19 protein-coding genes and 1 pseudogene are annotated in these 24,058 nt (G+C 61.8%); 2 read left to right on the plus strand and 18 right to left on the minus strand.

Going from position 1 to position 24,058, the window contains the following annotated elements:
• Positions 1-92: 92 nt before the first annotated feature.
• From PAQ31011_RS22745 to PAQ31011_RS22755, 3 genes are all read right to left on the minus strand, one after another.
• Positions 93-3,767: a hydantoinase B/oxoprolinase family protein gene (locus PAQ31011_RS22745; protein WP_150577969.1), complete on the minus strand. Its 3,675-nt coding sequence runs from the start codon at positions 3,765-3,767 to the stop codon at positions 93-95.
• 116 nt (positions 3,768-3,883) lie between these two features.
• On the minus strand, positions 3,884-5,209 hold the full coding sequence (locus PAQ31011_RS22750; RefSeq protein WP_150577970.1) for an MFS transporter: 1,326 nt from the start codon (positions 5,207-5,209) through the stop codon (positions 3,884-3,886).
• A gap of 188 nt (positions 5,210-5,397) precedes the next feature.
• On the minus strand, positions 5,398-6,219 hold the full coding sequence (locus PAQ31011_RS22755) for a putative hydro-lyase (protein WP_281350024.1): 822 nt from the start codon (positions 6,217-6,219) through the stop codon (positions 5,398-5,400).
• A 248-nt stretch (positions 6,220-6,467) separates the two neighbouring features.
• On the opposite strand from PAQ31011_RS22755, the gene PAQ31011_RS22760 reads away from it, so the two are divergent.
• On the plus strand, positions 6,468-7,400 hold the full coding sequence (locus PAQ31011_RS22760; RefSeq protein WP_150577971.1) for a LysR family transcriptional regulator: 933 nt from the start codon (positions 6,468-6,470) through the stop codon (positions 7,398-7,400).
• A gap of 51 nt (positions 7,401-7,451) precedes the next feature.
• Here PAQ31011_RS22760 and PAQ31011_RS22765 read toward each other — a convergent pair whose 3' ends face one another.
• The 5 genes and pseudogenes from PAQ31011_RS22765 to PAQ31011_RS22785 all read right to left on the minus strand — a co-directional run.
• A complete protein-coding gene (locus PAQ31011_RS22765) occupies positions 7,452-7,793 on the minus strand; it encodes a cytochrome C oxidase subunit IV family protein (RefSeq protein WP_150577972.1) in 342 nt (113 codons plus the stop codon).
• 8 nt (positions 7,794-7,801) lie between these two features.
• The gene (locus PAQ31011_RS22770) at positions 7,802-8,512 is read right to left on the minus strand and encodes a heme-copper oxidase subunit III family protein (RefSeq protein WP_174990242.1); all 711 of its coding nucleotides are present in this window, start codon (positions 8,510-8,512) and stop codon (positions 7,802-7,804) included.
• A gap of 32 nt (positions 8,513-8,544) precedes the next feature.
• A complete protein-coding gene (locus PAQ31011_RS22775) occupies positions 8,545-9,189 on the minus strand; it encodes a cytochrome c oxidase subunit 3 (RefSeq protein WP_246179733.1) in 645 nt (214 codons plus the stop codon).
• Positions 9,186-11,051: a cytochrome c oxidase subunit I gene (gene ctaD / locus PAQ31011_RS22780; RefSeq protein ID WP_150577973.1), complete on the minus strand. Its 1,866-nt coding sequence runs from the start codon at positions 11,049-11,051 to the stop codon at positions 9,186-9,188. The genes PAQ31011_RS22775 and ctaD overlap by 4 nt, the downstream gene beginning before the upstream one ends.
• Positions 11,052-11,539: 488 nt before the next feature.
• Positions 11,540-12,667 (minus strand): annotated as a pseudogene (locus tag PAQ31011_RS22785) (cytochrome c oxidase subunit II); the annotation flags it as partial.
• Positions 12,668-12,745: 78 nt separating this feature from the next.
• On the opposite strand from PAQ31011_RS22785, the gene neuC reads away from it, so the two are divergent.
• The gene (neuC, locus tag PAQ31011_RS22790) at positions 12,746-14,080 is read left to right on the plus strand and encodes a UDP-N-acetylglucosamine 2-epimerase (protein WP_246179734.1); all 1,335 of its coding nucleotides are present in this window, start codon (positions 12,746-12,748) and stop codon (positions 14,078-14,080) included.
• A gap of 6 nt (positions 14,081-14,086) precedes the next feature.
• On the opposite strand, the gene PAQ31011_RS22795 is transcribed toward neuC, so the two are convergent.
• From PAQ31011_RS22795 to PAQ31011_RS22840, 10 genes are read right to left on the minus strand one after another with little or no spacing between them, the layout of a single operon-like run.
• Positions 14,087-15,364, minus strand: coding sequence for a hypothetical protein (locus PAQ31011_RS22795; RefSeq protein WP_150577975.1), 1,278 nt, complete (start codon positions 15,362-15,364; stop codon positions 14,087-14,089).
• Positions 15,364-16,698 (minus strand): polymerase, encoded by a 1,335-nt coding sequence (locus PAQ31011_RS22800; RefSeq protein ID WP_174990243.1) that lies wholly within the window; start codon positions 16,696-16,698, stop codon positions 15,364-15,366. Before PAQ31011_RS22800 ends, PAQ31011_RS22795 begins: the two co-directional genes overlap by 1 nt.
• 39 nt (positions 16,699-16,737) lie before the next feature.
• Positions 16,738-17,502 (minus strand): oxidoreductase, encoded by a 765-nt coding sequence (locus tag PAQ31011_RS22805; RefSeq protein ID WP_150577976.1) that lies wholly within the window; start codon positions 17,500-17,502, stop codon positions 16,738-16,740.
• A complete protein-coding gene (locus PAQ31011_RS22810; RefSeq protein ID WP_217424887.1) occupies positions 17,499-18,200 on the minus strand; it encodes an acylneuraminate cytidylyltransferase family protein in 702 nt (233 codons plus the stop codon). The genes PAQ31011_RS22805 and PAQ31011_RS22810 overlap by 4 nt, the downstream gene beginning before the upstream one ends.
• Positions 18,197-19,198 (minus strand): Gfo/Idh/MocA family protein, encoded by a 1,002-nt coding sequence (locus PAQ31011_RS22815; protein ID WP_150577977.1) that lies wholly within the window; start codon positions 19,196-19,198, stop codon positions 18,197-18,199. Before PAQ31011_RS22815 ends, PAQ31011_RS22810 begins: the two co-directional genes overlap by 4 nt.
• A complete protein-coding gene (locus PAQ31011_RS22820; RefSeq protein WP_150577978.1) occupies positions 19,195-20,241 on the minus strand; it encodes a nucleotidyltransferase family protein in 1,047 nt (348 codons plus the stop codon). Before PAQ31011_RS22820 ends, PAQ31011_RS22815 begins: the two co-directional genes overlap by 4 nt.
• Before the next feature lie 40 nt (positions 20,242-20,281).
• Complete coding sequence (gene neuB / locus PAQ31011_RS22825) at positions 20,282-21,298, minus strand: N-acetylneuraminate synthase (protein ID WP_150577979.1); 1,017 nt, start codon at positions 21,296-21,298, stop codon at positions 20,282-20,284.
• The gene (locus PAQ31011_RS22830) at positions 21,295-21,966 is read right to left on the minus strand and encodes an acetyltransferase (protein WP_217424888.1); all 672 of its coding nucleotides are present in this window, start codon (positions 21,964-21,966) and stop codon (positions 21,295-21,297) included. Before PAQ31011_RS22830 ends, neuB begins: the two co-directional genes overlap by 4 nt.
• The gene (locus PAQ31011_RS22835) at positions 21,915-23,075 is read right to left on the minus strand and encodes a LegC family aminotransferase (protein ID WP_150577980.1); all 1,161 of its coding nucleotides are present in this window, start codon (positions 23,073-23,075) and stop codon (positions 21,915-21,917) included. Before PAQ31011_RS22835 ends, PAQ31011_RS22830 begins: the two co-directional genes overlap by 52 nt.
• Complete coding sequence (locus PAQ31011_RS22840) at positions 23,068-24,048, minus strand: NAD-dependent 4,6-dehydratase LegB (protein WP_150577981.1); 981 nt, start codon at positions 24,046-24,048, stop codon at positions 23,068-23,070. Before PAQ31011_RS22840 ends, PAQ31011_RS22835 begins: the two co-directional genes overlap by 8 nt.
• Between the last annotated feature and the right edge of the window lie 10 nt (positions 24,049-24,058).

Consider the following 24,058-nt stretch of genomic DNA (forward strand, 5'->3'; position numbering starts at 1 on the left):
GACGGAGCGGTTACGCGCATCGCGTTGCCGATGCGCAGCCCCTTATCCGGTGGGGCCATCCGGTCGTTCGACTTCAGCCCTCGACGTCGGCCTCACGCCCGGCCGAAGCCGCCACCTCCCGGCGTCTCCACGACAAAGATGTCGCCCGGTTGCATCTGCGTGCGTCCGATGTGTGCCAATGCCTCACGCGATCCGTCTACGCGCTCAACGTAGTTTGCACCCAATGCCCCCGTCCCGCCGCCCTGTGCGCCGAACGGCGCGTGCACACGGTTGTTGGAGAGAATCGATGCCGTCATCGGTGTAAGGAAACGAATGCGGCGCACGGCACCGTTACCGCCTTGCCAGCGTCCGCTGCCGCCCGATCCCACGCGAATGCGGTGGCTCTCGAGGCGCACCGGATAGCGCCACTCCAGCACTTCCGGGTCGGTCAGACGCGAGTTCGTCATGTGCGTCTGCACGGCATCCGCCCCGTTGAAGCCATTGCCCGCCCCACTGCCGCCCGAGATCGTCTCGTAATACTGGTACGTCTCGTTGCCGAAGGTGAAGTTGTTCATCGTGCCCTGACTCGACGCCACGCTGCCCAGCGCACCGTAAAGCGCGTTGGTGATGGCCGACGACGTCTCGACGTTGCCCGACACCACCGCCGCCGGATACACGGGGTTGAGCATCGACCCCTCCGGTACGATCACCGTGAGCGGCTTCAGGCAGCCTGCGTTGAGCGGGATGTCGTCGTCCACGAGCGTACGGAAGACGTACAGCACCGCCGCCATGCACACCGCACGGGGAGCGTTGAAGTTGTTCGGCAACTGCGCCGACGTGCCCGTGAAATCGATGGTGGCGCTTCTCGACGCCTGATCGACACGAATCGTCACGTCGATGACCGCGCCGTTATCGAGCGGGTAGCGGTAGTGGCCGTCGCCCAGCGCCCCGATCACGCGACGCACCGCCGCTTCGGCGTTGTCCTGCACGTGCCCCATGTACGCGAGTACGACGTCGCGTCCGAAGTCGTTCACCATGCGACGCAGTTCGTCCACACCCTTCTGGTTCGCCGCCACCTGCGCGCGCAGATCGGCCATGTTCTGATCGATGTTGCGCGCCGGATAGCGTGCGCCGCCAAGTAGCTCGCGCGTCTCACGGTCGCGCAGTTCGCCTGCGGCCACGAGTTGCCAGTTGTCAATCAGCACGCCCTCTTCTTCGACGTGCGTCGAATCCGGCGGCATCGAACCCGGCGTGATCCCGCCAATGTCGGCATGATGGCCGCGCGACCCTACGTAGAACAGCGGCTCGGCCGCATGCGCACCGGATGCCCCTTCGTCATCTTTGACGAACACCGGCGTGATAACGGTGACGTCAGGCAAGTGCGTGCCTCCGTGATACGGGTCGTTGAGCATGAAGACGTCGCCCTCACGCATGCGGCCGCGATTGCGCTCGATCACCGTCTTGATACTCTCGCCCATCGATCCCAGATGCACCGGCATGTGCGGTGCGTTGGCGATGAGGTTACCGTCGCGGTCGAACAGCGCGCACGAGAAGTCGAGACGCTCCTTGATGTTGACCGAGTACGCCGTGTTTTGCAGACGCAGCCCCATCTGCTCGGCAATCGACATGAAGAGATTGTTGAAGATTTCGAGGCGCACCGGATCGGCCTGCGTCCCCAACCCGCGCTGCGTTTCTCTCGGCACCACGCGCGTGAGCACGAGGTTGCCCTGTTCGGTCATCTGCGCCTGCCAGCCCGGCTCGACGACTGTCGTGCCGCTCTTCTCTGCGACGATGGCGGGACCGTCGAGGGTGTCGCCCGCGAGCAGCGTGTCGCGCTCGAACAGCGCCGCATCGTGCCACGTACCGCCGGCGTAGAGCTTCACCTGATCGACGGCTTGCGGCGCACCGGACGTGCGAGCCGCCAGCGGTGCGATGTCCACCGGCGCGTCCGACAGACCGATGGCTTCGACCGACGCCACTTCGACGATCAGCGCCGCCCCGTCCATCAGGAACGAATAGCGCTGACGGTAGGCGGCTTCGAACGCGTCGCGCATCTGCGCCACGCTGCCGAACGGCACGGCAATGGCCGAGTCCGTCCCCGCATAACGCACGTGCACGCGACGCACCGTCTCGATGCGCGATGGCGGCACGCCCTGCGACAGCAGCGCGTTGACAGCGTCGTCCGCGAGCGCGCCGAGCGCGTCTTCGAGCGCATTGATACCGTCCTCAGCCAGCGGTGCTTCGATCATGCGTTCGCGCATCGCCGTCTGGTCGGCCAGCCCCATGCCGTAGGCCGACAGCACGCCCGCGAGCGGATGCGCGAAGACCTTGGTCATACCCAGCGCATCGGCCACGCCGCACGCGTGCTGACCGCCCGCGCCGCCGAACGTCGTCAGCACATAGCGGCTCACGTCGTGGCCGCGCTGCACGGAGATTTTCTTGATGGCGTTGGCCATCGCACCGATGGCAATGTCGAGGAAGCCCTCGGCGAGCGCCTCAGGGGTCTGACGGCGGCCCGTCGCCTTCTCGATTTCGTCGGCGAGTGCGGTGAACTTCGCGACCACGACGTCGCGATCCAGCGGCTCGTTGGCGTGCGGACCGAACACCTTCGGGAAGTGCGCGGGCTGAATCTTGCCGAGCATGACGTTGCAGTCCGTGACCGCGAGCGGGCCACCACGACGATAGGCCGCTGGTCCTGGGTTCGCACCCGCCGAATCCGGTCCCACGCGCAGACGCGTGCCGTCGAACGACAGCACCGAGCCGCCGCCCGCCGCCACCGTGTGAATGCTCATCATCGGCGCACGCATGCGCACACCGGCGACCTGCGTCTCGAACACGCGCTCGAACTCACCGTTGTAATGCGAGACGTCCGTCGACGTGCCGCCCATATCGAAGCCGATCACGCGCTCGAAGCCCGCTGCGCTCGACGCGCGCACCATACCGACGATGCCGCCTGCGGGACCGGAGAGAATCGCGTCCTTGCCCTGGAAGTTGTCGGCGCGCGTCAGCCCGCCGCTGCTTTGCATGAATTGCAGATTCACGCCCGGCATTTCCTTCGCCACCTGTTCGACGTAGCGGCGCAGGATCGGCGACAGATACGCGTCCACCACGGTGGTGTCGCCGCGCGAGACCAGCTTCATCAGCGGCGAGACTTCATGCGAGACGGAGACCTGTGTGAAGCCGATGTCGCGAGCCATCGCAGCGAGCGTCTTCTCGTGTGCCTGATAGCGGTAGCCGTGCATCAGCACGATCGCCACCGCACGGATGCCCTTCGTGTAAAGCGCTTCGAGCGCGCTGCGCGCCGTGACGACATCCAGCTCGCGAACAACGTCGCCGTGCGCACCGACACGCTCGTCGATTTCCACGACATCGGCATACAGTGCTTCAGGCAGTGCAATGTCGAGATCGAACAGTCGCGGACGATTTTGATACGCGATGCGCAGCGCGTCGCGAAAGCCGTGCGTCGTGACGAGCGCCAGCGGCTCGCCCTTGCGTTCGAGCAACGCATTGGTCGCCACGGTCGTGCCCATCTTCACCATATCGACGAGGTCTGGCGTGATCGGCTCGCCGGCGGTCAACCCGAGCAGGTGACGGATGCCTGCGACGGCAGCGTCGCGATACTGCTCTGGGTTCTCGGAGAGCAACTTGTGCGTGACGAGCGTGCCGTCCGGGCGACGCGCCACGATATCGGTGAAGGTGCCGCCACGGTCGATCCAGAACTGCCAGCGCGACGCAGTCTGATGCGCAGGCGCGCGGTTTTGGGCGGAGGGCGTGAGAGCGTTCGTCATGATGTCATTCGCAAAACGGGGGGTGTCAATCGAGGGATCGGGGGATCGGGATCAGGCGAGAAGCGATAGCGCGGCGATGACAGGCGGTGCGCGGGGCACCGCCTTGCGTCATTCGATCAGTGCGTGGTGGTTTCGAGCGATTCGAGTTCGCGACCGCGCGTCTCGGGCAGCGTGAGCGCTGCGATGATCAGCACGCCGTAGGCCACACCGGCGAAGATGCCGATGGTTGTGCCCAGACCGTATTCCTTCGAGAGCATGCCGATCAGGAACGGGAACAGTGCGCCGATGGCACGGCCGACGTTGTAGCAGAAGCCTTGTCCCGAGCCGCGAACCCGCGTGGGGAACAACTCGGTCAGGAACGCGCCCATGCCGCTGAAGATGCCCGACGCGAAGAAGCCGAGCGGGAAGCCGAGCCAGAACATCGCGCTGTCGGTCAGCGGCAGCGAGGTGTACGAGAACGCGATCACCATCGACCCCACGGCGAACAGAATGAAGTTCGGCTTACGACCCAGACGGTCCGTCAGATACGAACTCGCGAGGTATCCGACCCAGGAGCCGAAGATGATCATCGCGAGATAGCCGCCGGTGCCCATCACGGTGAGGTGACGCTCCGTCTTCAGGAACGTCGGCAACCAGGTCGTGATGGCGTAGTAGCCGCCCTGCGCGCCGGTGGTCAGCAAGGCAGCGCGAATCGTCGTGGAGAGCAGCGCGGGGCTGAAGATGGCCGCCATACCGGGCGCGTCTTCCGACTTCGCCTGCTTGGCCTTCTCCTTCTGATACACCTCCGGCTCCTGCACGTAGCGACGGATGAACAGCACCAGCAGCGCGGGCAGCAAACCGATCAGGAACAGCGCGCGCCATGCCAGTTCGCCCGGCATGAGCGAGAACAGCACCGAGTAGAGGATGGCCGTCAGCCCCCAACCGATGGCCCAGCCGGACTGCACCAGACCTACGGCTTTGCCGCGGTCCCGAGCGCGAATGACTTCGCCGATGAGCACGGCGCCTGCCGTCCATTCGCCGCCGAAGCCGAAGCCCATGAGCGCACGGGCGGCGAGCAGTTGATGGTAGTTCTGCGCGAGGCCGCACAGCCCGGTGAACACGGCGAACCACAGCACCGTGAGTTGCAGCGTACGCACGCGGCCGATGCGATCCGAGAGGATGCCCGCGACCCAGCCGCCGAGGGCGGAGGCGAGCAGCGTGAGCGTGCCGATGAAGCCCGCGTCGGCGAGGCTGATGCCCCACGTGGCGATCAGCGTCGGGATGACGAAGCTGAGCATCTGGGTGTCCATGCCGTCGAGCATGTAGCCGACCTTGCAGCTCCAGAACGCGCGCTTCTCGCGCGGGGTGGCGTCGCCATACCAGCCGAACAGACTGCCGCCAGCTTCGGCGGGCGCGGAAGAATCCGACCCTACGGGGGGCGCGAGAGGGGTTTTGCTTTCCATGAGAAAAAGGCTCCGGTGATGTCCTGACTTGCCGTGTGATGCACTCGGGCCGCGCTCATTCAACAGGCGTGGGTCGTCACCGGCGGGCAATACCTCTCCCGCCGCGGCCCTTTATGGCGCGGTTCTTTTGCTGATTCGGTAGTGCTGGGTAGTACGGGTACTGCGGGTCTTGCAGTTTCCGAATGACGTCAGAAGACGGCCAGTGACGCGTTCGTGATGTCCGTCATCAGCATGTAGCCGGGGCGGTGCCCGATCGCGAGCGGCAGCTTCGCGCCCATGAGCGCCGTTTGCGGCGTCACGCCACAGGCCCAGTACACGGGCAGCTCACCGTCGCGAATGGTCACGGCGTCGCCGAAATCCGGCTTCGACAAGTCGGCAATGCCCAGCGCCGACGGATCGCCGATATGAATCGGTGCGCCGTGCACGCCGGGAAAGCGGCTCGTGATCTGCACGGCACGAATGGCGTCTGCGCCCTTCATCGGCCGCATCGACACGACCAGTTCGCCACCGAACCTGCCGGCGCGCTGATTCGCGATGTTGGTGCGGTACATCGGCACGTTGCGGCCCTCTTCCACGTGGCGCAGCGGGATACCTGCCTTGGCCAGCATGTCCTCGAACGAGAACGAGCAACCGATGGCGAACACCACGAAGTCGCTCTGCCAGAACTCCGCGAGGTTATCGACCTGCGCGTCGAGCTTGCCGTCGCGATAGACGTTGTAGCCCGGTACGTCGGTGCGGATATCGACTTCGCGTCCCAGCGCGGGCACGTGCCACTGTCCCGGCTCACCGACGCCCAGCAGCGGGCACGCCTTGGGGTTGCTCTGGCAGAAGCGCAGGAAGTCGTGCGCATACGCTACCGGCACGATAGCGAGATTCGCCTGCGCGAAGTCGCCGCAATAGCCAGCGGTCGGCCCACGGAACTGCGCCGAGCGCACGGCCTGACGAAATTCGTAAGGCGTGATGGTGTCGCGTTGCGAAGTGAAGTCGTGCGGGGTGGCTCGGTGGTTCATGGCAGATCCGGCTTGAGTGGGAGACGCCAATGCGGCATCAGATGGCAGAAGCATAGGAAGAAAAAAAAGTTGCCGCTAACGAGTTTTTGTTCGCCCCTGTGTATAGAATTTCTTAACAACCTCGGGGGTTTTCCCGAGGTTCGTTGCATTTATTTTCACTGCACCGTTCAGCACACTGCACACCTTGCGTCGCAGACTTTGGGTGACTTCCCGGCCCCTTCCCGGTCCATCGACGCGCACGGAGCCTCATGAATACGCGCTTTCTCGAAACCTTCGTCACGCTCGCCAAGCTGCGCAACTTTCGCGCGACGGCCACAGCGTTGCATGCGACGCCCGCCGCCATCTCACAGCGTCTCAAGGTGCTGGAAGAGGAGCTGAAGACCGAGCTTGTCGACCGCGACAGCCGCGAATTTCGACTCACGCCGAACGGGGAATACCTGCTGGGGTATGCGAAGGCGGTGGTGGAGGCTGCGCGTCGGTTGCAGGCGGCAGCGTCGGGCGAAAGCACGTTGCGCGGACGGCTGCGTCTGGGGGTGATCGAGACGGTCGTGCACAGCTGGCTACCGAACTATCTGCGACGCCTCGCCGCCGACTATCCGACACTCGAAGTCGAACTGACGGTCGACGTCTCCGTGCAGTTGCAGCGGCGGCTCATGGCTGACGAACTCGACCTCATCATTCGCGTGGAGGGCAGTGACGACAGCAGTGTGGTGTGCAATGCACTCGCCAACTATCCGGTGCACTGGATCGCGCGCAAGGGCATGTTTCCGAACACGCGCAGTGGACTGGCGAAGCAGGTGTTACAGCATCCGATCCTGACCTACGGACGCGGGACCGCGCCGCACCGCGCGCTCGAAGACATCGTGGCGAAGCTGGCCGGTGTGCACGGCGTGCCGCTCTCCGAGACGCGCATTACCGGTTCGCCTTCGATTGCCGTGATCGTGCAATTGGTGCGTGACGGTTTCGGCGTCGCCGCGATTCCACGTCTGTTCGTCGACGCGCTGATTGCAAGCGGCGAAGTCGTCGAACTGCCTTTGCAGCCAGCGCCGCCGTCCATCGTCGTATCGATGTCGCGCCGAGCCGATGCGCCGCTGTTCGTGCATGGCGCGGGCACCGCCGCGCGCGCCGCATGTGCGGAGTACTGTCAGAAGAGCGACCGTCGGCTGGTGGAATTGTTGTGAGGCACTGACGTCACTAATGTCGCTAATGTCGCTAGCGAATCGCGACTCAACTCATCCAAAGTGCGCCATCCGTGTGAGGAACGTGAAGTCTGCTTCCGACGCCATCAGCGACATCAGCACCAGCAGCGCCAATGGCGGAATCAGAATGGCGTAGACGAGCGCGAGCCGCTCCCATCGCATGTGCATAAACACCGCAACGATGAGGCCCGCCTTGGCAATCATCAGCGCGAGAATCAACCCCCATCGCAGATAGCCTTGCAGATTCGCGTAGTCGACGAGATACGAGAACGTCGAGAGCACGAACAGCAGTCCCCACACCTTCAGGTAAAGGCCGACCGCGTGTTGTTGTCCGGTGTGACCGGCACTGTGCGTCGCCGCCGCAGAGGATTCCATCGCGCCTCCTACCAGAGATAAAACAGCGCAAAGATGAACACCCACACGAGATCGACGAAGTGCCAGTACAGGCCCGCGATCTCCACCAGTTCGTAGTTGCCGCGCCGCTCCAGCGTGCCGTTGAGCACGCGGCGCATCACGGTCAGCAGATAGATCACGCCCGCGCTGACATGCAGCCCGTGAAAACCCGTGATCATGAAGAAGCACGCGCCGAACTGCGCCGCGCCCATCGAATTGCCCCACGGACGCACGCCTTCGTGCACGATCAGGTTCGTCCATTCGAAGGCCTGCATGCCGACGAAGGCGATGCCGAAATAAGCCGTCGCGAGAATGCACGCCGCAGTTTTGTCGCGGTCGCGCCGGTACGCGTAATTCACCGCCATCGCCATCGTGCCGCTACTCGTGATGAGCACGAACGTCATGATCGCGATGAGCAGGAGCGGTACCGGATGTCCGCCCACGTTAAGCGCGAAGATCTCCGCCGGATTCGGCCACGTTGCGGTCGTCGACATGCGCACCGTCATGTAGCCGATCAGGAAACTGCTGAACACGAAGGTGTCCGAGAGCAGGAAGATCCACATCATCGCCTTGCCCCACGGCACGCGGAATGTCGCGCGGTCGCCGGACCAGTCGGTGACGACGCCGCGCCAGCCGTCAGGCGGCGCGATGCCAGATGCCGCTGATGCAGCGGAGGATGGGGCGGACGATGGCGTATTCACGAGGCGTCTCCTGGCCGGGCCGATGCATGGACTTACGGCGCAACGCCGGTGCCGCACAGACGCTGCGCGATCTCCGGCGTGAGATTGACGATGGCCGCGAACAGCACCACCCACAACACGAACAGGAAGTGCCAGTACTGCGCGGTGAGCGAAAGACGTCTGGCACGTGCGGCATGCGTCACACGACGCGGCATCAGCAGCGCCCACGCCACCATGCCGCCGAGCAGATGCAGCGCGTGCAGCCCGGTGAGCAGAAAGAAGAAGCTGTTGGCCGGGTTGCCCGACACGCCATAGCGACGCAGCGCGAGATCGCGCCAGACCCAGAGTTGTCCGGCAATGAACGCCAGCGCGAGCGCACCGGCGAGTGTCCAGTCGCGTCGGGAGCGTCGTAGCTCTCCTCGCTTCGCCTGCCACGCCGCCGACTGCATCACGATGCACGCTGCCGCCAGTACCCCCGTGTTGACCCACAGCGCATTGACGGGCGGCAACGGGCGCCAGTCGCCGAGGCTCATGCGCATGACGTACGCCACGAGCATCAACGCGAACAACATGCCGATCACGCCCATGAGCCACCAGAGCGCGACCTGCGACGCTGTACGCCGACGCGGTTGCATCACGGGAACGCCGCCGGGAATGCCATCGGGGGGCATCGGCGGCCACGACGGAACGGGCCTCATGGTGTCGCTCCTTTCGGGGACTCGGGCGGTGGAGGCGCCTTGCTGCCGCCACCATGCAGCGCCGCCGAGTCGCCGCCGTCCACCAGCGTGGCAGGACGTCGCGGATCGGGCGCGAGATTCTGCGGCACGAAATCGTCGATGTCGCCCGGCACGCTGTACTCGTAGGGCCAGCGATACGTCGTCGGCAACACTGCGCCCCAGTTGCCATGTTCGGGTGGCGCGTGCGGTGTCTGCCATTCGAGCGAAGCGGCGCGCCACGGATTCAAACCGGCCGGTTTGCCGTGCCGCACGCTCCACGCGAGGTTGAACAGGAACAGCAACTGCCCCAGCGCGACGACGAACGCAGCCACCGAGATATAGGTGTTCATCGTGTGCGCGGACTCGGGGATGAAGCTGTAATTCTGGAACTCGTAGTAGCGTCGCGGCATGCCGAGAATGCCGAGGTAGTGCATCGGGAAGAAGATCGCGTAGGTGCCGAGGAACGTGATCCAGAAGTGCCACTGACCGAGACGGTCGTTCAAACGTCTGCCACTCACCAGCGGATACCAGTGATAGATCCCGCCGAAGACCACCAGCAAGGGGGCGACGCCCATCACCATATGAAAGTGCGCGACGACGAAATACGTGTTCGACAGCGGCATGTCCACGCTCACATTGCCGAGGAACAGCCCCGTCAGTCCGCCGATCACGAACGTGCTGATGAAGCCGATGGCGAACAGCATCGGCACCGTCAGATGGATGTCGCCACGCCAGAGCGTGAGCACCCAGTTGTAGACCTTGATCGCGGTCGGAATCGCGATGATGAGCGTGGTCGTCGCAAACAGAAATCCGAAGTACGGATTCATGCCGCTGATGAACATGTGGTGCGCCCACACGACGAACGACAGCACGCCGATGGCGAGAATCGCCCAGACCATCATGCGGTAGCCGAAGATGTTCTTGCGCGCGTGAACGCTGATGAGATCCGAGACGATGCCGAACGCAGGCAACGCGACGATGTAGACCTCTGGGTGTCCGAAGAACCAGAACAGATGCTGAAACAGGAGCGGGCTGCCGCCGCGATAGTCGAGCGGTTGTCCCATCGACACGACCGCCGGCATGAAGAAGCTCGTGTGCAGTGTCTTGTCGAGCAGCATCATTACGCCAGAGACGAATAGCGCCGGGAAGGCGAGCAAGGCCAGCACCGTCGCCATCACGATGCCCCACACGGTGAGCGGCATGCGCAGCAACGTCATGCCTTCGGTGCGCGCCTGCAAAGCCGTGGTGACGTAGTTCAGGCCGCCCATGGTGGCCGCCACGATGAAGATCAGCAGCGAGACGAGCATCAGCACGATGCCCCACTCCGTGCCCGGTGTGCCGGGCAGGATCGCCTGTGGAGGATAGAGTGTCCAGCCAGCGCCGGTCGGGCCACCGGGCACGAAGAAGCTCACCATCAACACGACCACGGCCAGCAGATACACCCAGTAACTGAGCATGTTCAGAAACGGGAAGACCATGTCGCGCGCGCCGACCATCAGCGGAATCAGGTAATTGCCGAAGCCACCGAGGAAAAGCGCCGTGAGCAGATAGATCACCATGATCATGCCGTGCATGGTGACGTACTGATAGTAGTGACTGGCGTCGATGAACGAGAACTTGCCGGGGAAGCCCAGTTGCAGACGCATGAGGTTGGACAGCACGAGTCCGACCAATCCGACGGCAATCGCGGTGCAGGCGTACTGCACGGCGATCACCTTGTGGTCCTGACTCCAGACGTACTTCGTCCAGAAACTCTGAGGGCCGTCGTGCCCACCATAGCCCCCATAGCTCCCGTGGGCACCGGCATGGGTGGAACCGTCGGCATTCTCGGCATTGCCAGTCATGACGTTGTCTCCCTTTGTTGCCGGTGCGGCCCGCGCATCTGTGTGCGACGCGCGTCGGGCTACGGCGCCGGTCTGATCATCGGCACACTCGGTTGCGCCGGTCCCGGCGATTGCGGACCGGTGGACTGCCGCGGCGGGATGGCCAGCGGCGGGGCGTACGTGTTCGGATCGTTCTGCAACGGCAGGCCCGGCGTGCCGCCTTGGCGGCGCGCCGGTTGCGACGGCGACTGTGCTCCCTGATTAGCTTGATTGCCCGGTGCGGACGGCGTCAGCGGTCCGTATTGCACGGGCGGTCGCGGCGACTGAAGCGTGTTCTGCGCGAGTTGCATCGCGGACGCGTCGCTTCGGGGCGAAGACTGTGCGGGGACAGCGGTAGCTGCCAGGGCAACGGCTGTGAGCGGAATAGTGAGATGTCGGACAGGTTTGATCATGGCAGACGAATGAGGTGTGTCGGATGAAGCAGACTGCGCTGACGGTGTCGAAGGCGCGGGTGCCCCGGGCTGCGCCGCCGGTTGAGCGCCCAGCGTCCGGATGTAAGCGATAAGCGCCTTCAGGTCGTCGTCGCTGAGTTCCAGTTTAGGCATGATCGGGGCGAAGCCCTTGGGCACACGTGCCGTCGGGTTGCGGATGAACTCGGCGAGGTAGGCGTCGTCGACGTGGGCGGAACTGCCATCCTGAAACGTCTCCGTCTTCCCGTAAAGCCCATGCCAGGTCGGCCCGACGCTCGCCGATCCATCCACCGAGTGGCAGCCAGCACACCCTTTGGCCTGCGCCAGCAACTTGCCCTTCGCGGCGAGCGGGTCCAGTGCGCCCGCCCCGGCGTGCTGTGTTTGCAGTGCAGCAAAGGTGGGGAGTTTGGCCACCCAGGCGTCGTAGGCGGGCTTGTCGTCCACGACGACCACGCCGCGCATGTTGGCGTGCCCCACGCCGCAGAGCTGGGCGCAGAGGATGTCGAAGCGTCCGGTGCGGGTCGGCGTGAGCCACATCTGCGTGACCATGCCCGGCACCATGTTCATGCGCGTGCGAAACGGCGGGACATAGAAGTCGTGCAGCACGTCTTTTGCGCGCAGCAGCAATTTCACCGGCTGACCGACGAGCAGGTGCAATTCGGGGGCGTCGACGATGCGATTGTCCTGATTCGCCGGGTCCTTGGGATTCAGGCCAAGCGGATTGTCGGCGGTGACGTAGCTGGGGTCCGACGTGCCGAGGCGTCCGTCGGGTCCCGGAAGACGGAAGCGCCACTGCCATTGCTGGCCGACGACTTCGACGACGTGAGCGTCCTTCGGCGCGTCGATCAGCTTCGCGTAGACGAACAGTCCCGGCGCGAGCATGGCGACGATGCCGACCGTCGTAATGCCGATCAGCCAGAATTCGAGACGCCGGTTATGAGGTTGATACGCCGCACGATGGCCGTCGCGATGACGATAGCGAAAAATGGCCCATGCAACGAAAAGATTGATGACGACGAAGGCTACGCCGGTGATCACCAGCGTAAGGGTAAGGGTGTCGTCCATCTGGTGCCAGTTCGACGCCAGCGGGGTCTGCCACCACGGACTCCAGAAATGAAACGCGAGCGCCGCAGCGACAACGACGATCAGGAGGATCGGGAGAGCCATATAGTCCCATGCAAAGACGCCGAATCGCGGCTCGCCTTTCAAAACTAGACGTTAAGGGAAACATGTCAAGGTCCGGCTTTGCAATTTCCTGCGCCTAAGGGATATCGGCAGCGTCATCCGCCCCAGCCGCGTTGCCCTGATGCATTAGGCCGCGAAGTATCCAAGTATGGGAGTCTTGTAGTGACTGGTAGAATTTCTGCTGATCTCCCTCTTTCCTCCTCTGCCATGACGACCCCTCGAAAAATCTGTGTCATTACCGGAACTCGCGCCGAGTACGGTTTGCTTCGTTGGGTCATGCAAGGCATCAAGGACGCCCCTGAACTTGAGCTGCAAATCATCGCTACCGGCAGTCATCTGGTTCGTGAGTTCGGCGACACGTACAAGGAAATTGAGCGCGACGGTTTTTCCATCGACCGTAAGGTCGACATGCTGATGGCTTCGGACACGCCCGTTGGTGTCGCCAAGTCGATGGGTATTGCGCTCCTGGGTTTCGCCGACGCGCTCGCCGATCTCTCGCCCGATCTGATTGTGGTGCTGGGCGATCGCTACGAGATTCTGGCGGCCGTCTCAGCGGCCATGGTCGCTCGCATTCCGATTGCCCATCTTCACGGCGGCGAAACCACCGAAGGTGCGTTTGACGAAAGTATCCGGCATTCGCTGACGAAAATGTCGCACCTCCACTTCGTTGCGGCAGCGCCATACCGGGACCGCGTCATTCAACTCGGGGAGTCACCAGAGACCGTGCATCTGGTCGGCGGGCTCGGCGTAGACGCAATCAAACGTGTCAAGTTGCTCGACCGCGCGCAACTGGAAGCGTCGTTGAACTTTCGATTCGGCAAACGCAATCTGCTGGTGACATTCCACCCGGTGACGCTGGAGTCCGATTCGGCAGGTCGTCAAATGAACGAGCTGTTCGCGGCCCTCGACACGCTACCCGACACGCACGTCATCTTCACGCTGCCGAACGCGGACACTGACGGGCGCTCCCTCATTCGTCAGGTGAATGACTACGTCGCCACGCGCCCGCATTGCCGTGCCTACCCCTCTCTGGGGCAATTGCGGTACCTGTCATGTATCGCTCAGGTCGACGGCGTGGTGGGAAATTCGTCGAGCGGCGTTGCAGAGGTGCCAAGCTTCGGCAAGGGAACGATCAATATCGGAGATCGTCAACGCGGCCGACTGATGGCCGACAGCGTGATTCAGTGCGCGCCGGAACGCGCATCCATCGAGCAGGCACTGACGACGCTCTATTCCCCGGCATTTCAGGCCACGTTGGTGCACACGGTCAACCCGTATGGCACTGGCGGTGCGAGCACCAAGATCGTCGAGGTTCTGAAGTCGGTTGATCTCTCCAACATGTTGAAGAAATCGTTCTACGACCTTGACGTGTCAGGCGGGCCGATCGAGCGCTAGACGCAGTCAGCCGACAGAAGTGGCAGCGACCTTCTCCGTCAGTCGGGCTTGAATTTCGCTGCCCAGTGCAGCCGCCATGTCGGGCGTCGCGTCGAGCGCGTGAACGACAGCCGGTACGCCAACGTTCGCGTACTCGGTCACCAGCGTCGAAGGATAGGCGACGACAAGATCGACGGCAGGGAAGACGCTTCGCTCGTGAATGACTTGCCAGGGTTGTCGTGCGACTTGATTACCCGGTGCCGCCGTCGGATGCGGCTTGTAGAAGACTTCGACATCGACGCCACCGCGCGACAGCTGATGCATGAGCGCGATATGAAGCGGCTCGCATAGCGTGTGCCCAACGATCAACAGGCTCGCTCGCCCTGTCGTATTCATTCGGGTCAGTTCAATGGTGGGCTTGAAAGTCCGCACATCAATCCCGCGGGCCACGCACTCGGGCGTCAGCACATCGCTAAGGAAGACGGACTGCGAAATCGCATCGTAGACCGAGAGTCGTGAAACCGACGTCAGTCGATGAGGTAACGGGAAATGGAGTCGACCCGACGGTGCCTCGCCATTCGCCGACAGTCCCGCCAGCGCCCCATGCTGCACCAGCGTTAGCGCATTGCATCGTCCGCTACGCGCGACGGCATCGGCCAACATGGCCCAGCGATCGTAGTGCTCCGCGATGAGCAAACGGCATTCTGTGAATTTGGCCAACGCGATACGCGCGGCGAACCAGCGCACGGCGGTGTAACTTTGCAGAGCCCAAAGTCGCGTTGGCGGCCTGCGTCGTAATTCGGCAGATGCCCGTATCGCGAGCTTTCGTGCCAGTTCGATATCCTCTGCCGTTAGCAGCGAGAACGCATCGACCTGGGCCTGACCTGGCGGTAGCGGGTGAATCGGTGCCCACGGAAACGTGAGCCATTGCTTCGGCTCGTCAGACAGCGCGGGGATGTGAAGCACGTCCGCCGCCCTGGACGAAAAGGCGACCGCGAGTTCGCGGCACTCCGACGTCAGTCGTTGCGGCGCGGGTGCGCAGGATTGGCGATAGCGCTCCAGACGCCTGGCATCGTAGTTCAGATACGCGCGGGCCGCGCCGACACCCCAGAGGACACGAGACACAGTACCCACCATACGCAACACCGGACGCAGCTTCGCCGACATGCCACGCCAGCGCGCCGGACGCGGCAAGTGTCCAAACGCGCCTGCATTGCCCCCACCGATCGAATAGAGATGCGCGTCAACGGCAATCTCGTTCTCGGTGGCACGCAGATACTCTTCGACCCAGGAAGACTCAGACATTACGGTTTCATCGCAGGTGCTGCGTTGCCAGCATCGCCAGGTACGGTCGACGCGACGTGGCGGGGTATCGGCCGCAACGACATTTTTCTGAACAGATACGCAATAACCGCGATGTAGGGATACAGATAGAAATCAGTCCAGTTGATCAGGCTGCCGCGCAAATGCGAAATCATGAGAATCGTCATGAGAATCGACGCAGCCCAGTACCCCAGCGAGTCGTTCCGAATCGCCCGGCCATGAATGAAGCCGATGATCCCAAGATACAGGGCAACCAACGGCAACCCGCCGACAAACATGAAATTAAGATACAGATCTGTCTCTACCGGCCATTGCTCGGTCGCACGAATCGCCCACGACTTCGGGAAATAAATGTCCGTCAGCAAGTGATTCATGTCGAAATACATGTCCGGACTCGCCAAACCGAAAGGCGTCTGGAATTTCACAAACGGCAGGAAGAACGTCATCAGCACGCTCGGATCGAAATCGCGCACCGAAATGGCAAGGTTCTCGAGCGTATTGAAGTAATTCAGTGCATACGGAATCATGGTGTCCGCACTGACCCACGTGATATTCCGGAAATACAGACCCAGCAGGAAAATCATGACGAACGAGACATAAAGCAGGATCGTCTTGACCGTCAGCAGTCTCATGTTGCGCACCCAAGGCAGCATCGAAACGACCGCGAGCAACGAAATCTGGAGCTTACTGCCATGCACCGGCGACGTCACTAACAACCAGGCCAGAAAAATGCACAGGGCAACCTTGCTGTGCTTGCGCACGCAGTAATAGCCCGTCAATGCTGCCAGCGCAACCGATGAGAAGTGACTCAGCACAACATAGACGCCGGACCCGCTTCGGTTCAGGAACGCATCACCGGGATTCGCCTCCCAGACGGAAAAGCCACCGCTGGACTGCACAATCATCACGACCATCGCCGTGGCAACGACGTACAGAATCATCAGCGTGCTGCGCAAGGCAAACGTCCCCGGTGCGCGCCCCCGATAGTCGGTGCGATGACCGGCCCGCCCGATCCGTTCGCCGACTTTGATCGCGACGACCCCGAGTCCGAACACCGTATACGCCAGGGCAATGGCCAATTGATATTCCGTGTGGTCCAACATGCCATCAAAGCGCTGGGCGAACATCGGCGCGACGACAAACCATGCGCCGTAATAGGCATAAAACAATGCCAGTGGGGAAAACGCCCGCTTCGGAAGATTGGTGACCAGCGTCAACGCGAAGAAGCACACGAACGCAGTGAAGTTGCCCGCGTGATCCAGGTATCGTCCCCAAATGACCAGCGACCCAACGATATAGACGATTAGCGACGACATTGAGAGTGTTCTACGGAATATTCAGGCAGTGGAGCGGAATTAGCCGACCGAGAAACCGTCGTCGATCACGATGTTTTGTCCACACACATAGGCGGAGTCGGACGACAACAAGTACAACACCGAGCCGACAATATCCTCCGCGTCCAGCATTCCCTTCTCGCGGCAATGCGCGTTGTATCGAGCCAGGAAGTCCGGATTCTGACCGGCAAGGATCCCGCCTGGACTCACACAATTGACACGAAACCGGGTGCCCTTCGTATATGCCGTTGCGTAACTAGTGAGATGCTGCAATCCGGCTTTGACCGCCGCGTACTCGACGGGCATCGTCATCGGCAGCCCTTCGTAGACATCGAAGCGCGGTGCCATCACGCCGTAAATCGATGAAAAATTCACCAGCGAGAAGGGCTGCTTCGAATGCAAAGCGTACTGAGCGCACTGCTGCATGAACAGGAAATAGGCACCCACGTGCCGACTCACGTTCTCGCAGAAATCGTCGTACGTCACCTCATAGAATTTCGCACCGTACCGGGCATTGCGCGGATAAGCGGTGTTCACCGCACCGTCCACACTACCGAATCGCTGCTCGGCGTCTGACAACAATTGGCGAATCGCCGTCGCGTCGCTCACGTCGAGCGTCTGGCACATGACGCGCGCCCCGTACTCCGCCGCCACGCTGTCCAGACCGCTTTCGTCCACGTCGGCAACGACAACGTTGGCGTCCGCCTGGACCAGTGCGCCGACAATGGCCCGACCGATACGGCCGGCACCACCGACGACAATGATCGTCTTATTGTTAAGGTTCATTGTTGTTCTGCCCGAATGAGGACTTCGGCGAATTGGAAATCGTGAATATCATCGATGTCCACCGCGCGAATTTTGGGGACGACCACCGATCCAACGCGCCCGTCGAACAGTCGATCGTGGGTGCGAACGAACTCGGGGCGTGTAACGTAAGCGACAGTCGTGAGGTCATACACGGCCGGTGCATCCTGACGACGCGCCGCACCATGTCCGCCAATCACGAGATTCGTCTGCCCCTCCTGTGTGCGGGTGACCATATTGAAGTACGGACTACGTGCTGCCGGTGTTACCGTGACAACGACGTCGGTCGAATCATTCAGGGCATCAAGGCATGCGTCAACATCGTCGACCGAACGCAACGGACTCGTCGCCGGCAAGCTGAGGAAGACGTCGAACGCACCGTCGCGCGCAAATACGGTATCGATGGCGTGGCGCCACGCAAGCCATTCCGGGGCGGTGTCGGTTGCGAGCTCTGCGGGGCGGTCAATCACTTCAGCGCCAAATTGGCGTGCGACGCGCGCAATCGCTTCATCTTCGGTAGAGACGTAGATCTTGCGAACCCGCGCGACCTGTTGCGCAGTACGGATCGAGTGAGCCACCAGCGGCACGCCGCCCAACTCACGGATATTCTTGCCCGGTAGTCCCTTGGACCCGCCACGGGCAAATATGAATGCGCAAACGCTCACTTCTTTCCCCTTCAAATCGCCACCTGCTGATGCGTCGCCGCGGACTGTCTCATCGCGTCGATCAACCTGAGAACGTCGGCCGCCTGGCCAATATCCACGAACGGTGCGCTCGCGCCACTGGCCACCTTGGCAAAATGAACGAGCTCGTCGATATACATGGCGTTCCGGTCGTAAGCCGCATCGCTATATAGCGTTGTCTCCTCGCCGCCGGAACGTTGCACGACCACCGTGTTCTTGAGCATGTCCCACACTAACGTCCCTGTCTCGCCGATCACTTTACAGCGACGCGTGACCGAACGTTGGAGAAAGTCCATGTGCAAATTGATGACGGGGCCATTGTCGTGGATAAGGAAAGCATCCACCACATCTTCCACATCGATTTCCAGATCGCTCACGCGGTTCGCGATGCAAAACACACTGTCCGGACGACCGAAAATCCAAACCAGATAATCGATCTCGTGGCTCAGCTCGCGAAGCACTCCGCCGCCAAGCGCATTCTGTGCGGATACCTGCTTTCGATAGTCCGAGCCAGGACGCCAGTCGGGCAAATACTGTCCAACCTCCGCACTCACGGAAAGCACGCGGCCGACGCTTCCATCGACAACCGCTTGTCTCAAACAGACAGCCGACGGCATGAACCGCAAGTTGTAAGCGATCTCGATTTTGTCCCGATGACGCATCAATTCATCAAGTGACGGCGCCAGCGTTTCCATACTGTCGGACAGCGGCTTCTCGATCAGCACGGGGATTTCCGTCTCAAGCAGCTTGCGCGCGTGCGCGACGTGCGCAGGGGCGGGGGACGCGACGACAGCAAAAACGGGCGATGCCGACATGGCCTCGTCAAGCGTGAGAAATCTGACGACACCGGGTTCCACATCGTCGGCAGACAGGGCCCGCCCCGATGCGGACACGCACCCAACATCCGCGTCAGGATACAGAGCGCGCAAGTTGCGCATGTGTCGGCGAGCAATACTGCCCGAGCCGATCACCAGATAGAGAGCCTTTGCCGTCATAGATTGCCGAACTGTTGCTGCGCCCGCTTGAAATCTTCCATGCGGCCGATGTCCAGCCAGTACTCGTGCACGGGGAACATCATGACGTCGGACCCCTTCTCGATGGACTGCTCCAGGAGGGTCGGCATATCCACGCGTTGGTTGACCGGTACGCTGCGGATCAACTCCGGAGAAAGTACGTAAATGCCCGCGTTGATAAACCACTTCTGGATGGGCTTTTCCACCATCGACTGAATGCGATGGCCATCGCTCTGAATGACGCCGTAAGGCACCTGGAACTCATACTCCCGCACGCACATCGTCGCCGAACCGCCATGCTCGTTGTGATAATCGAGCAGGCCGCGATAATCGAGTCGAGTCAACAGGTCGCCGTTCATGAGGAACATCGGCAGGCTGATTTCATCGCGCGGAAGCAGCCCCAACGCGCCCCCCGTGCCCAGTGGCGTTTCTTCGTGGACGTAGCTGATCGTCACGCCCCATTTGCTGCCGTCACCGAAATGCGCGCGGATCATTTCGGGAAGATAGTGCGTCGAGATATAGAACTTGTGAAAACCTGCGCTGATGTAGCTCTCGAGAATCAGTTCGAGGATAGGTTTGTCGCCAACTTTCAGCAGCGGCTTCGGGCAGTCGTTGGTCAGCGGATGCAGCCGGGTGCCAAATCCTCCCGCCATCAGAAAAACGGGATTGTCGAGGCGACGGCCATTCACCAGTTCTTGCATGGTCTCCAGCCCGACGAGCACATTGCCGTCGTCCACCACCGGCATATGCAGCAACTGGCGGGATTGCATAATCGCAAGCACGCGCTCGCGCGGCCAGGCTGGCCCGGCGGTTTGCGGCGTCGAGCACATGACGTCACGCACCGCCGTGCTCATCGGGAGATAGCGCAGCAAAGCCCGGCGCACGTCGCCATCGGTGATGGTACCGAGCAACCGGCGTTGGTCGTCCACGACGAGCACAATGCGCAGCGCGCCGGTGTCCAGCACCGAAATCGCCTTCTCCAGACTGTCGTCCGGGCCAACAAGCACAGCATTCCAATTCTTCATCGCTCGAAAATCCGTCGTACTCGAAAGTCGATCTGACTATTTACCACTCGATTGCATCACCTGCTTCGTAGTCGCGCCCCGCCTTGCGCCCTACGACCCGCGGCCATTCCATCGGCGATATGCCTTCGCCCGGACGGCGCACTGCGAGGTCTTCCTCAGACAGGACATGCCCCGCGGGAATCGCCCGTGCCGCCACAATCTGCTTTCGCGCGACGAGACGGTTACTACGCTCCGAAGGCGTCAGCCGCTTGACACCATCACCGAGCGCCAATTCAACGTGACGGATCGACGTCACCATGGCGCCCAGCTCGGCAGGCTCCAGCGAAGCCGCATGATCGGGGCCCGGCAGGGTCCTGTCCAAGGTGAAGTGCTTCTCGATGACGCGCGCACCCAGCGCCACGGCGGCAATCGGAATCTCGATCCCAGTGGTGTGGTCCGAGTAACCGCACGCCAGTCCGAAAGCATTGCCCAGCGTGTTCATCGCGCGCAGATTGACGTCTTGCCAGGGTGCCGGATATTCCGTCGTGCAATGCAGCACGCAAATATCCTCTCGCTTGGTACCGGCCGCCTGCAAGACATCGAGCGCAGCTTCCACGTCGCTCAAAGTACTCATGCCCGTCGACAGAATCACGGGACGTCCGAGCGCGCCAATGCGGCGAAGGTACGGATAGTTGGTGATTTCTCCGGACGGAATCTTCCAGACCGGCAGCTCCTGCGAAATCAGGAATGTCAGGCTCTCCGGGTCGAAAGCCGTGGAAAACCACAAGATGCCTCGGGAAGCCGCGTATGCGCGCAATTCACGTTGCGTTTCGTCTGACAGTTCGAGCCGCCGGAGCATCTCGTACTGCGACGTCTCTTCCCCCAGATTGCGCTTCTGATAGTCCGCCATTCGGGCTTCACGCGATACGAGCGCTGCAGCACGGAATGTCTGGAACTTGACTGCATCGGCGCCGGCTTCGGCAGCCGCATCGATTAACTGGCGAGCCAGCCCGACGTCGCCGTTATGGTTGACGCCGGCTTCTGCGATGATGAAAACGCGTTCGTTCCAAAGACTCATTTCATTCTCCTGGCGGGCGTTCCTACCCAGGTGCCCGCTGCGTCGATATCGGCGAGTACGGTTGCGCCAGCGCCCACAACGACGCCGTCTGCAATACGCACGCCATGCCGAATCACCGCGCCAGAGCCGATCATACAACCCTGACCGATAACCACGTTCCCATTGATCAGCGCCCCGGTGGACACATGCGTGTGATCGCCTATGCGGGCATCGTGTTCGATCAATGCGGCGGTGTTAATGATGCAGTTCGCCCCGACCCGTGCGTTCGCATTGACGACGGCACGCTCCAGTACGACTGTCCCTTCCCCAACGGTGGCGTGCCGGGAAACGACGGCTGTTGCCGACACCAGCGTGGCAATCGTCGCGTTCAAGCGACGCAAGTGCTCAAAGATGCGTCGTCGGATGGCCGCTGACCCTGTGGTCCCTACGCTCACAAGGAATGCGAATTCCCCGTCGGATACATGCGTGTCGATCCAGGTGTCGTCACCGAGCACCGGGTAGCCCAGAACGTCGGCACGGGCGTCGGGATCGACGACACCCGCGATCCCGATCTGCGCCCGCTCGGCGGCATCGATGCACGAGCGGCAATGCCCTCCACCACCGACAAAAACGAGCCTCATTGCGCCGGCACGCTGCTCGGAATGTTGACGATTCGGTCCTGCAGCCATTGCGCATTCGGAATAGCCATCGCCTGTGCGTCGCGGAATGCCGGCAAGGTCGTCATCAGTTGCCACACCGGGCGCATCATGATCTTTTCATCCGCCGCATAAGCCAGCAACGCGTCTCGTTCGTCCCGCCCTTCGGTCAGCACTGCGTTCAACCAGAAATTCGATTCCCCGCCGACCGGCTCGTTCAGGAAATTCAGCCCGGCTTTTTGACAGACATCCGCATAGAATCGCGACAGCTCACGCTTCTTCGCCAGAAAGCCCGGCAATTGCTCGAGCTGTGCGCATGCCAGCGCGGCGTTGATGTTCGGCAAACGATAGTTGTAGCCGACCTGGTCGTGCGAAAATTCCCATGCGTGCGGGCTCTTGGCCGTCGTCGTGAGGTGCTTGGCAAGGCGCGCGATTTCCGGAGAATCCGTGACGACGCATCCGCCGCCCCCGCTGGTCACAATCTTGTTTCCATTGAAGCTGAAAGCGCTCAGCGGCGCGAACGTTCCGAGCGCCTTGCCCTTCCATGTCGAGCCGATCGCTTCAGCAGCATCTTCAATGACGACGATATTCCAGCGCTCGCCGATTTCGATGAGCTTTTCGATACGCGAGGCGATGCCGAACGTGTGCATCGGCACCATCGCGCGAATACGCCGTCCGGTGCCGCGATTGAAACACTGCCCGTCGCGCATTTCGGCGTGCGACTCGAGGAAGTCGGCAACGGCATCCGGCGACAAGCCGAGCGTGTCGCGATCGACGTCGAGAAAAATCGGATGGGCACGTTGATAGGCAATCGCGTTACAGGTGGCCACGAACGTGAGCGGCTGTGTGATCACTTCGTCACCGTCGCGAACACCCGCGAGAATCAACGTCATATGCAGCGCCGCGGTACCGTTCATGGTCGCGATCGCAAACTTGCTGCCGGTGATTTCTTCCATCATCCGCTCGAAGCGGTCGACGAACGGGCCCACTGACGATACAAAAGTGCTATCGATGCATTCGCTCAAATAGGTTTTCTCGTTCCCGCCGAAGACGGGCGCGTGAAGCGGAACGAAGCCGTCGCCCGGGAAACGTTCGCGAACTGCCTGGATCAGCGGCAAATAGCGGGCTTTGACGTCAGACATTGTAAATACCTGCCTTGTACTTAGCGAGATTGCCGGGCTGAACAAACCAGTCGATGGTCGCCTGAAGGCCGGCACGAATGTCGTACTTCGGCGTAAATCCGGTCATCTCGCGAATTCGGGCGTTGTCGCACCAGAGGCGGAAGACTTCGGACTTGCCCGGACGCACGCGCTGCTCGTCATGCAGGAACTCGACCGAACTGCCCATCAGCTCGCGGATCAGATTCAGCGTGTCACCCACCGAAATTTCGTAATTCGATCCGATGTTGACGACTTCGCCTGCCGCAGCGTCGCAGCGCGCGAGCGCGAGGAATCCCTCGCACGTGTCGGCGACATAATTGAAGTCGCGTGTCGGTGACACATCGCCCAGCTTGATCTCCTTCGCACCCGCAGCAATCTGCGTGATGATGGTCGGGATGACCGCACGGGCGGATTGACGCGGGCCGTACGTGTTGAACGGGCGAGCCGTCGTCACCGGCAAATCGAACGCGTTGTAGAAGCTCATTGCCATCGCGTCAGCGCCGATCTTCGACGCGCTATACGGCGACTGCGGTTGCAGCGGGTGCTTCTCGTCGATCGGCACGTACTGAGCTGTTCCGTACACCTCGCTCGTCGACGTGTGGATGACACGCCCGACATTGTTTTCCAGCGCCGCCTGACAAATGTTCAACGTGCCGCGCACGTTGGTGTCGACGTAGCTCTCCGGTGCGACATACGAATAGGGGATCGCAATCAGCGCAGCCAGGTGAAAGATCGTGTCGACGTCTTTAGTGATGTGTTTGCAATAGTGAGCGTCGCGGATATCGCCGTTGAGAACTTCGATTTCCTTCAGGCATGCGACGTCCTCAAGCCATCCCCAATAGTTAAACGAGTTGTATTGCGAGAGCGCTTTCACTTCATATCCCTCACGCACCAACAACTCCGTGAGGTGGGAACCGATAAAGCCGTCTGCGCCGGTAACAAGGACTTTTTTCACAATAGGTAAC

Source organism: Pandoraea aquatica (assembly GCF_902459565.1).
GTDB classification, from domain to species: Bacteria; Pseudomonadota; Gammaproteobacteria; order Burkholderiales; family Burkholderiaceae; genus Pandoraea; species Pandoraea aquatica.

What these genes read in the sequence shown, in the direction of transcription:
- PAQ31011_RS22805 (WP_150577976.1), bottom strand. Translation starts at nt 17,502, where the DNA reads ATGAACCTTAACAATAAGACGATCATTGTCGTCGGTGGTGCCGGCCGT.
- neuB (WP_150577979.1), bottom strand. Translation starts at nt 21,298, where the DNA reads ATGAGTCTTTGGAACGAACGCGTTTTCATCATCGCAGAAGCCGGCGTC.
- ctaD (WP_150577973.1), bottom strand. Translation starts at nt 11,051, where the DNA reads ATGACTGGCAATGCCGAGAATGCCGACGGTTCCACCCATGCCGGTGCC.
- PAQ31011_RS22800 (WP_174990243.1), bottom strand. Translation starts at nt 16,698, where the DNA reads ATGTCGTCGCTAATCGTCTATATCGTTGGGTCGCTGGTCATTTGGGGA.
- PAQ31011_RS22815 (WP_150577977.1), bottom strand. Translation starts at nt 19,198, where the DNA reads ATGACGGCAAAGGCTCTCTATCTGGTGATCGGCTCGGGCAGTATTGCT.
- PAQ31011_RS22830 (WP_217424888.1), bottom strand. Translation starts at nt 21,966, where the DNA reads ATGGCTGCAGGACCGAATCGTCAACATTCCGAGCAGCGTGCCGGCGCA.
- PAQ31011_RS22820 (WP_150577978.1), bottom strand. Translation starts at nt 20,241, where the DNA reads ATGAAGAATTGGAATGCTGTGCTTGTTGGCCCGGACGACAGTCTGGAG.
- PAQ31011_RS22765 (WP_150577972.1), bottom strand. Translation starts at nt 7,793, where the DNA reads ATGGAATCCTCTGCGGCGGCGACGCACAGTGCCGGTCACACCGGACAA.
- PAQ31011_RS22755 (WP_281350024.1), bottom strand. Translation starts at nt 6,219, where the DNA reads ATGAACCACCGAGCCACCCCGCACGACTTCACTTCGCAACGCGACACC.
- PAQ31011_RS22760 (WP_150577971.1), top strand. Translation starts at nt 6,468, where the DNA reads ATGAATACGCGCTTTCTCGAAACCTTCGTCACGCTCGCCAAGCTGCGC.
- PAQ31011_RS22795 (WP_150577975.1), bottom strand. Translation starts at nt 15,364, where the DNA reads ATGTCTGAGTCTTCCTGGGTCGAAGAGTATCTGCGTGCCACCGAGAAC.
- PAQ31011_RS22745 (WP_150577969.1), bottom strand. Translation starts at nt 3,767, where the DNA reads ATGACGAACGCTCTCACGCCCTCCGCCCAAAACCGCGCGCCTGCGCAT.
- PAQ31011_RS22835 (WP_150577980.1), bottom strand. Translation starts at nt 23,075, where the DNA reads ATGTCTGACGTCAAAGCCCGCTATTTGCCGCTGATCCAGGCAGTTCGC.
- PAQ31011_RS22775 (WP_246179733.1), bottom strand. Translation starts at nt 9,189, where the DNA reads ATGAGGCCCGTTCCGTCGTGGCCGCCGATGCCCCCCGATGGCATTCCC.
- PAQ31011_RS22750 (WP_150577970.1), bottom strand. Translation starts at nt 5,209, where the DNA reads ATGGAAAGCAAAACCCCTCTCGCGCCCCCCGTAGGGTCGGATTCTTCC.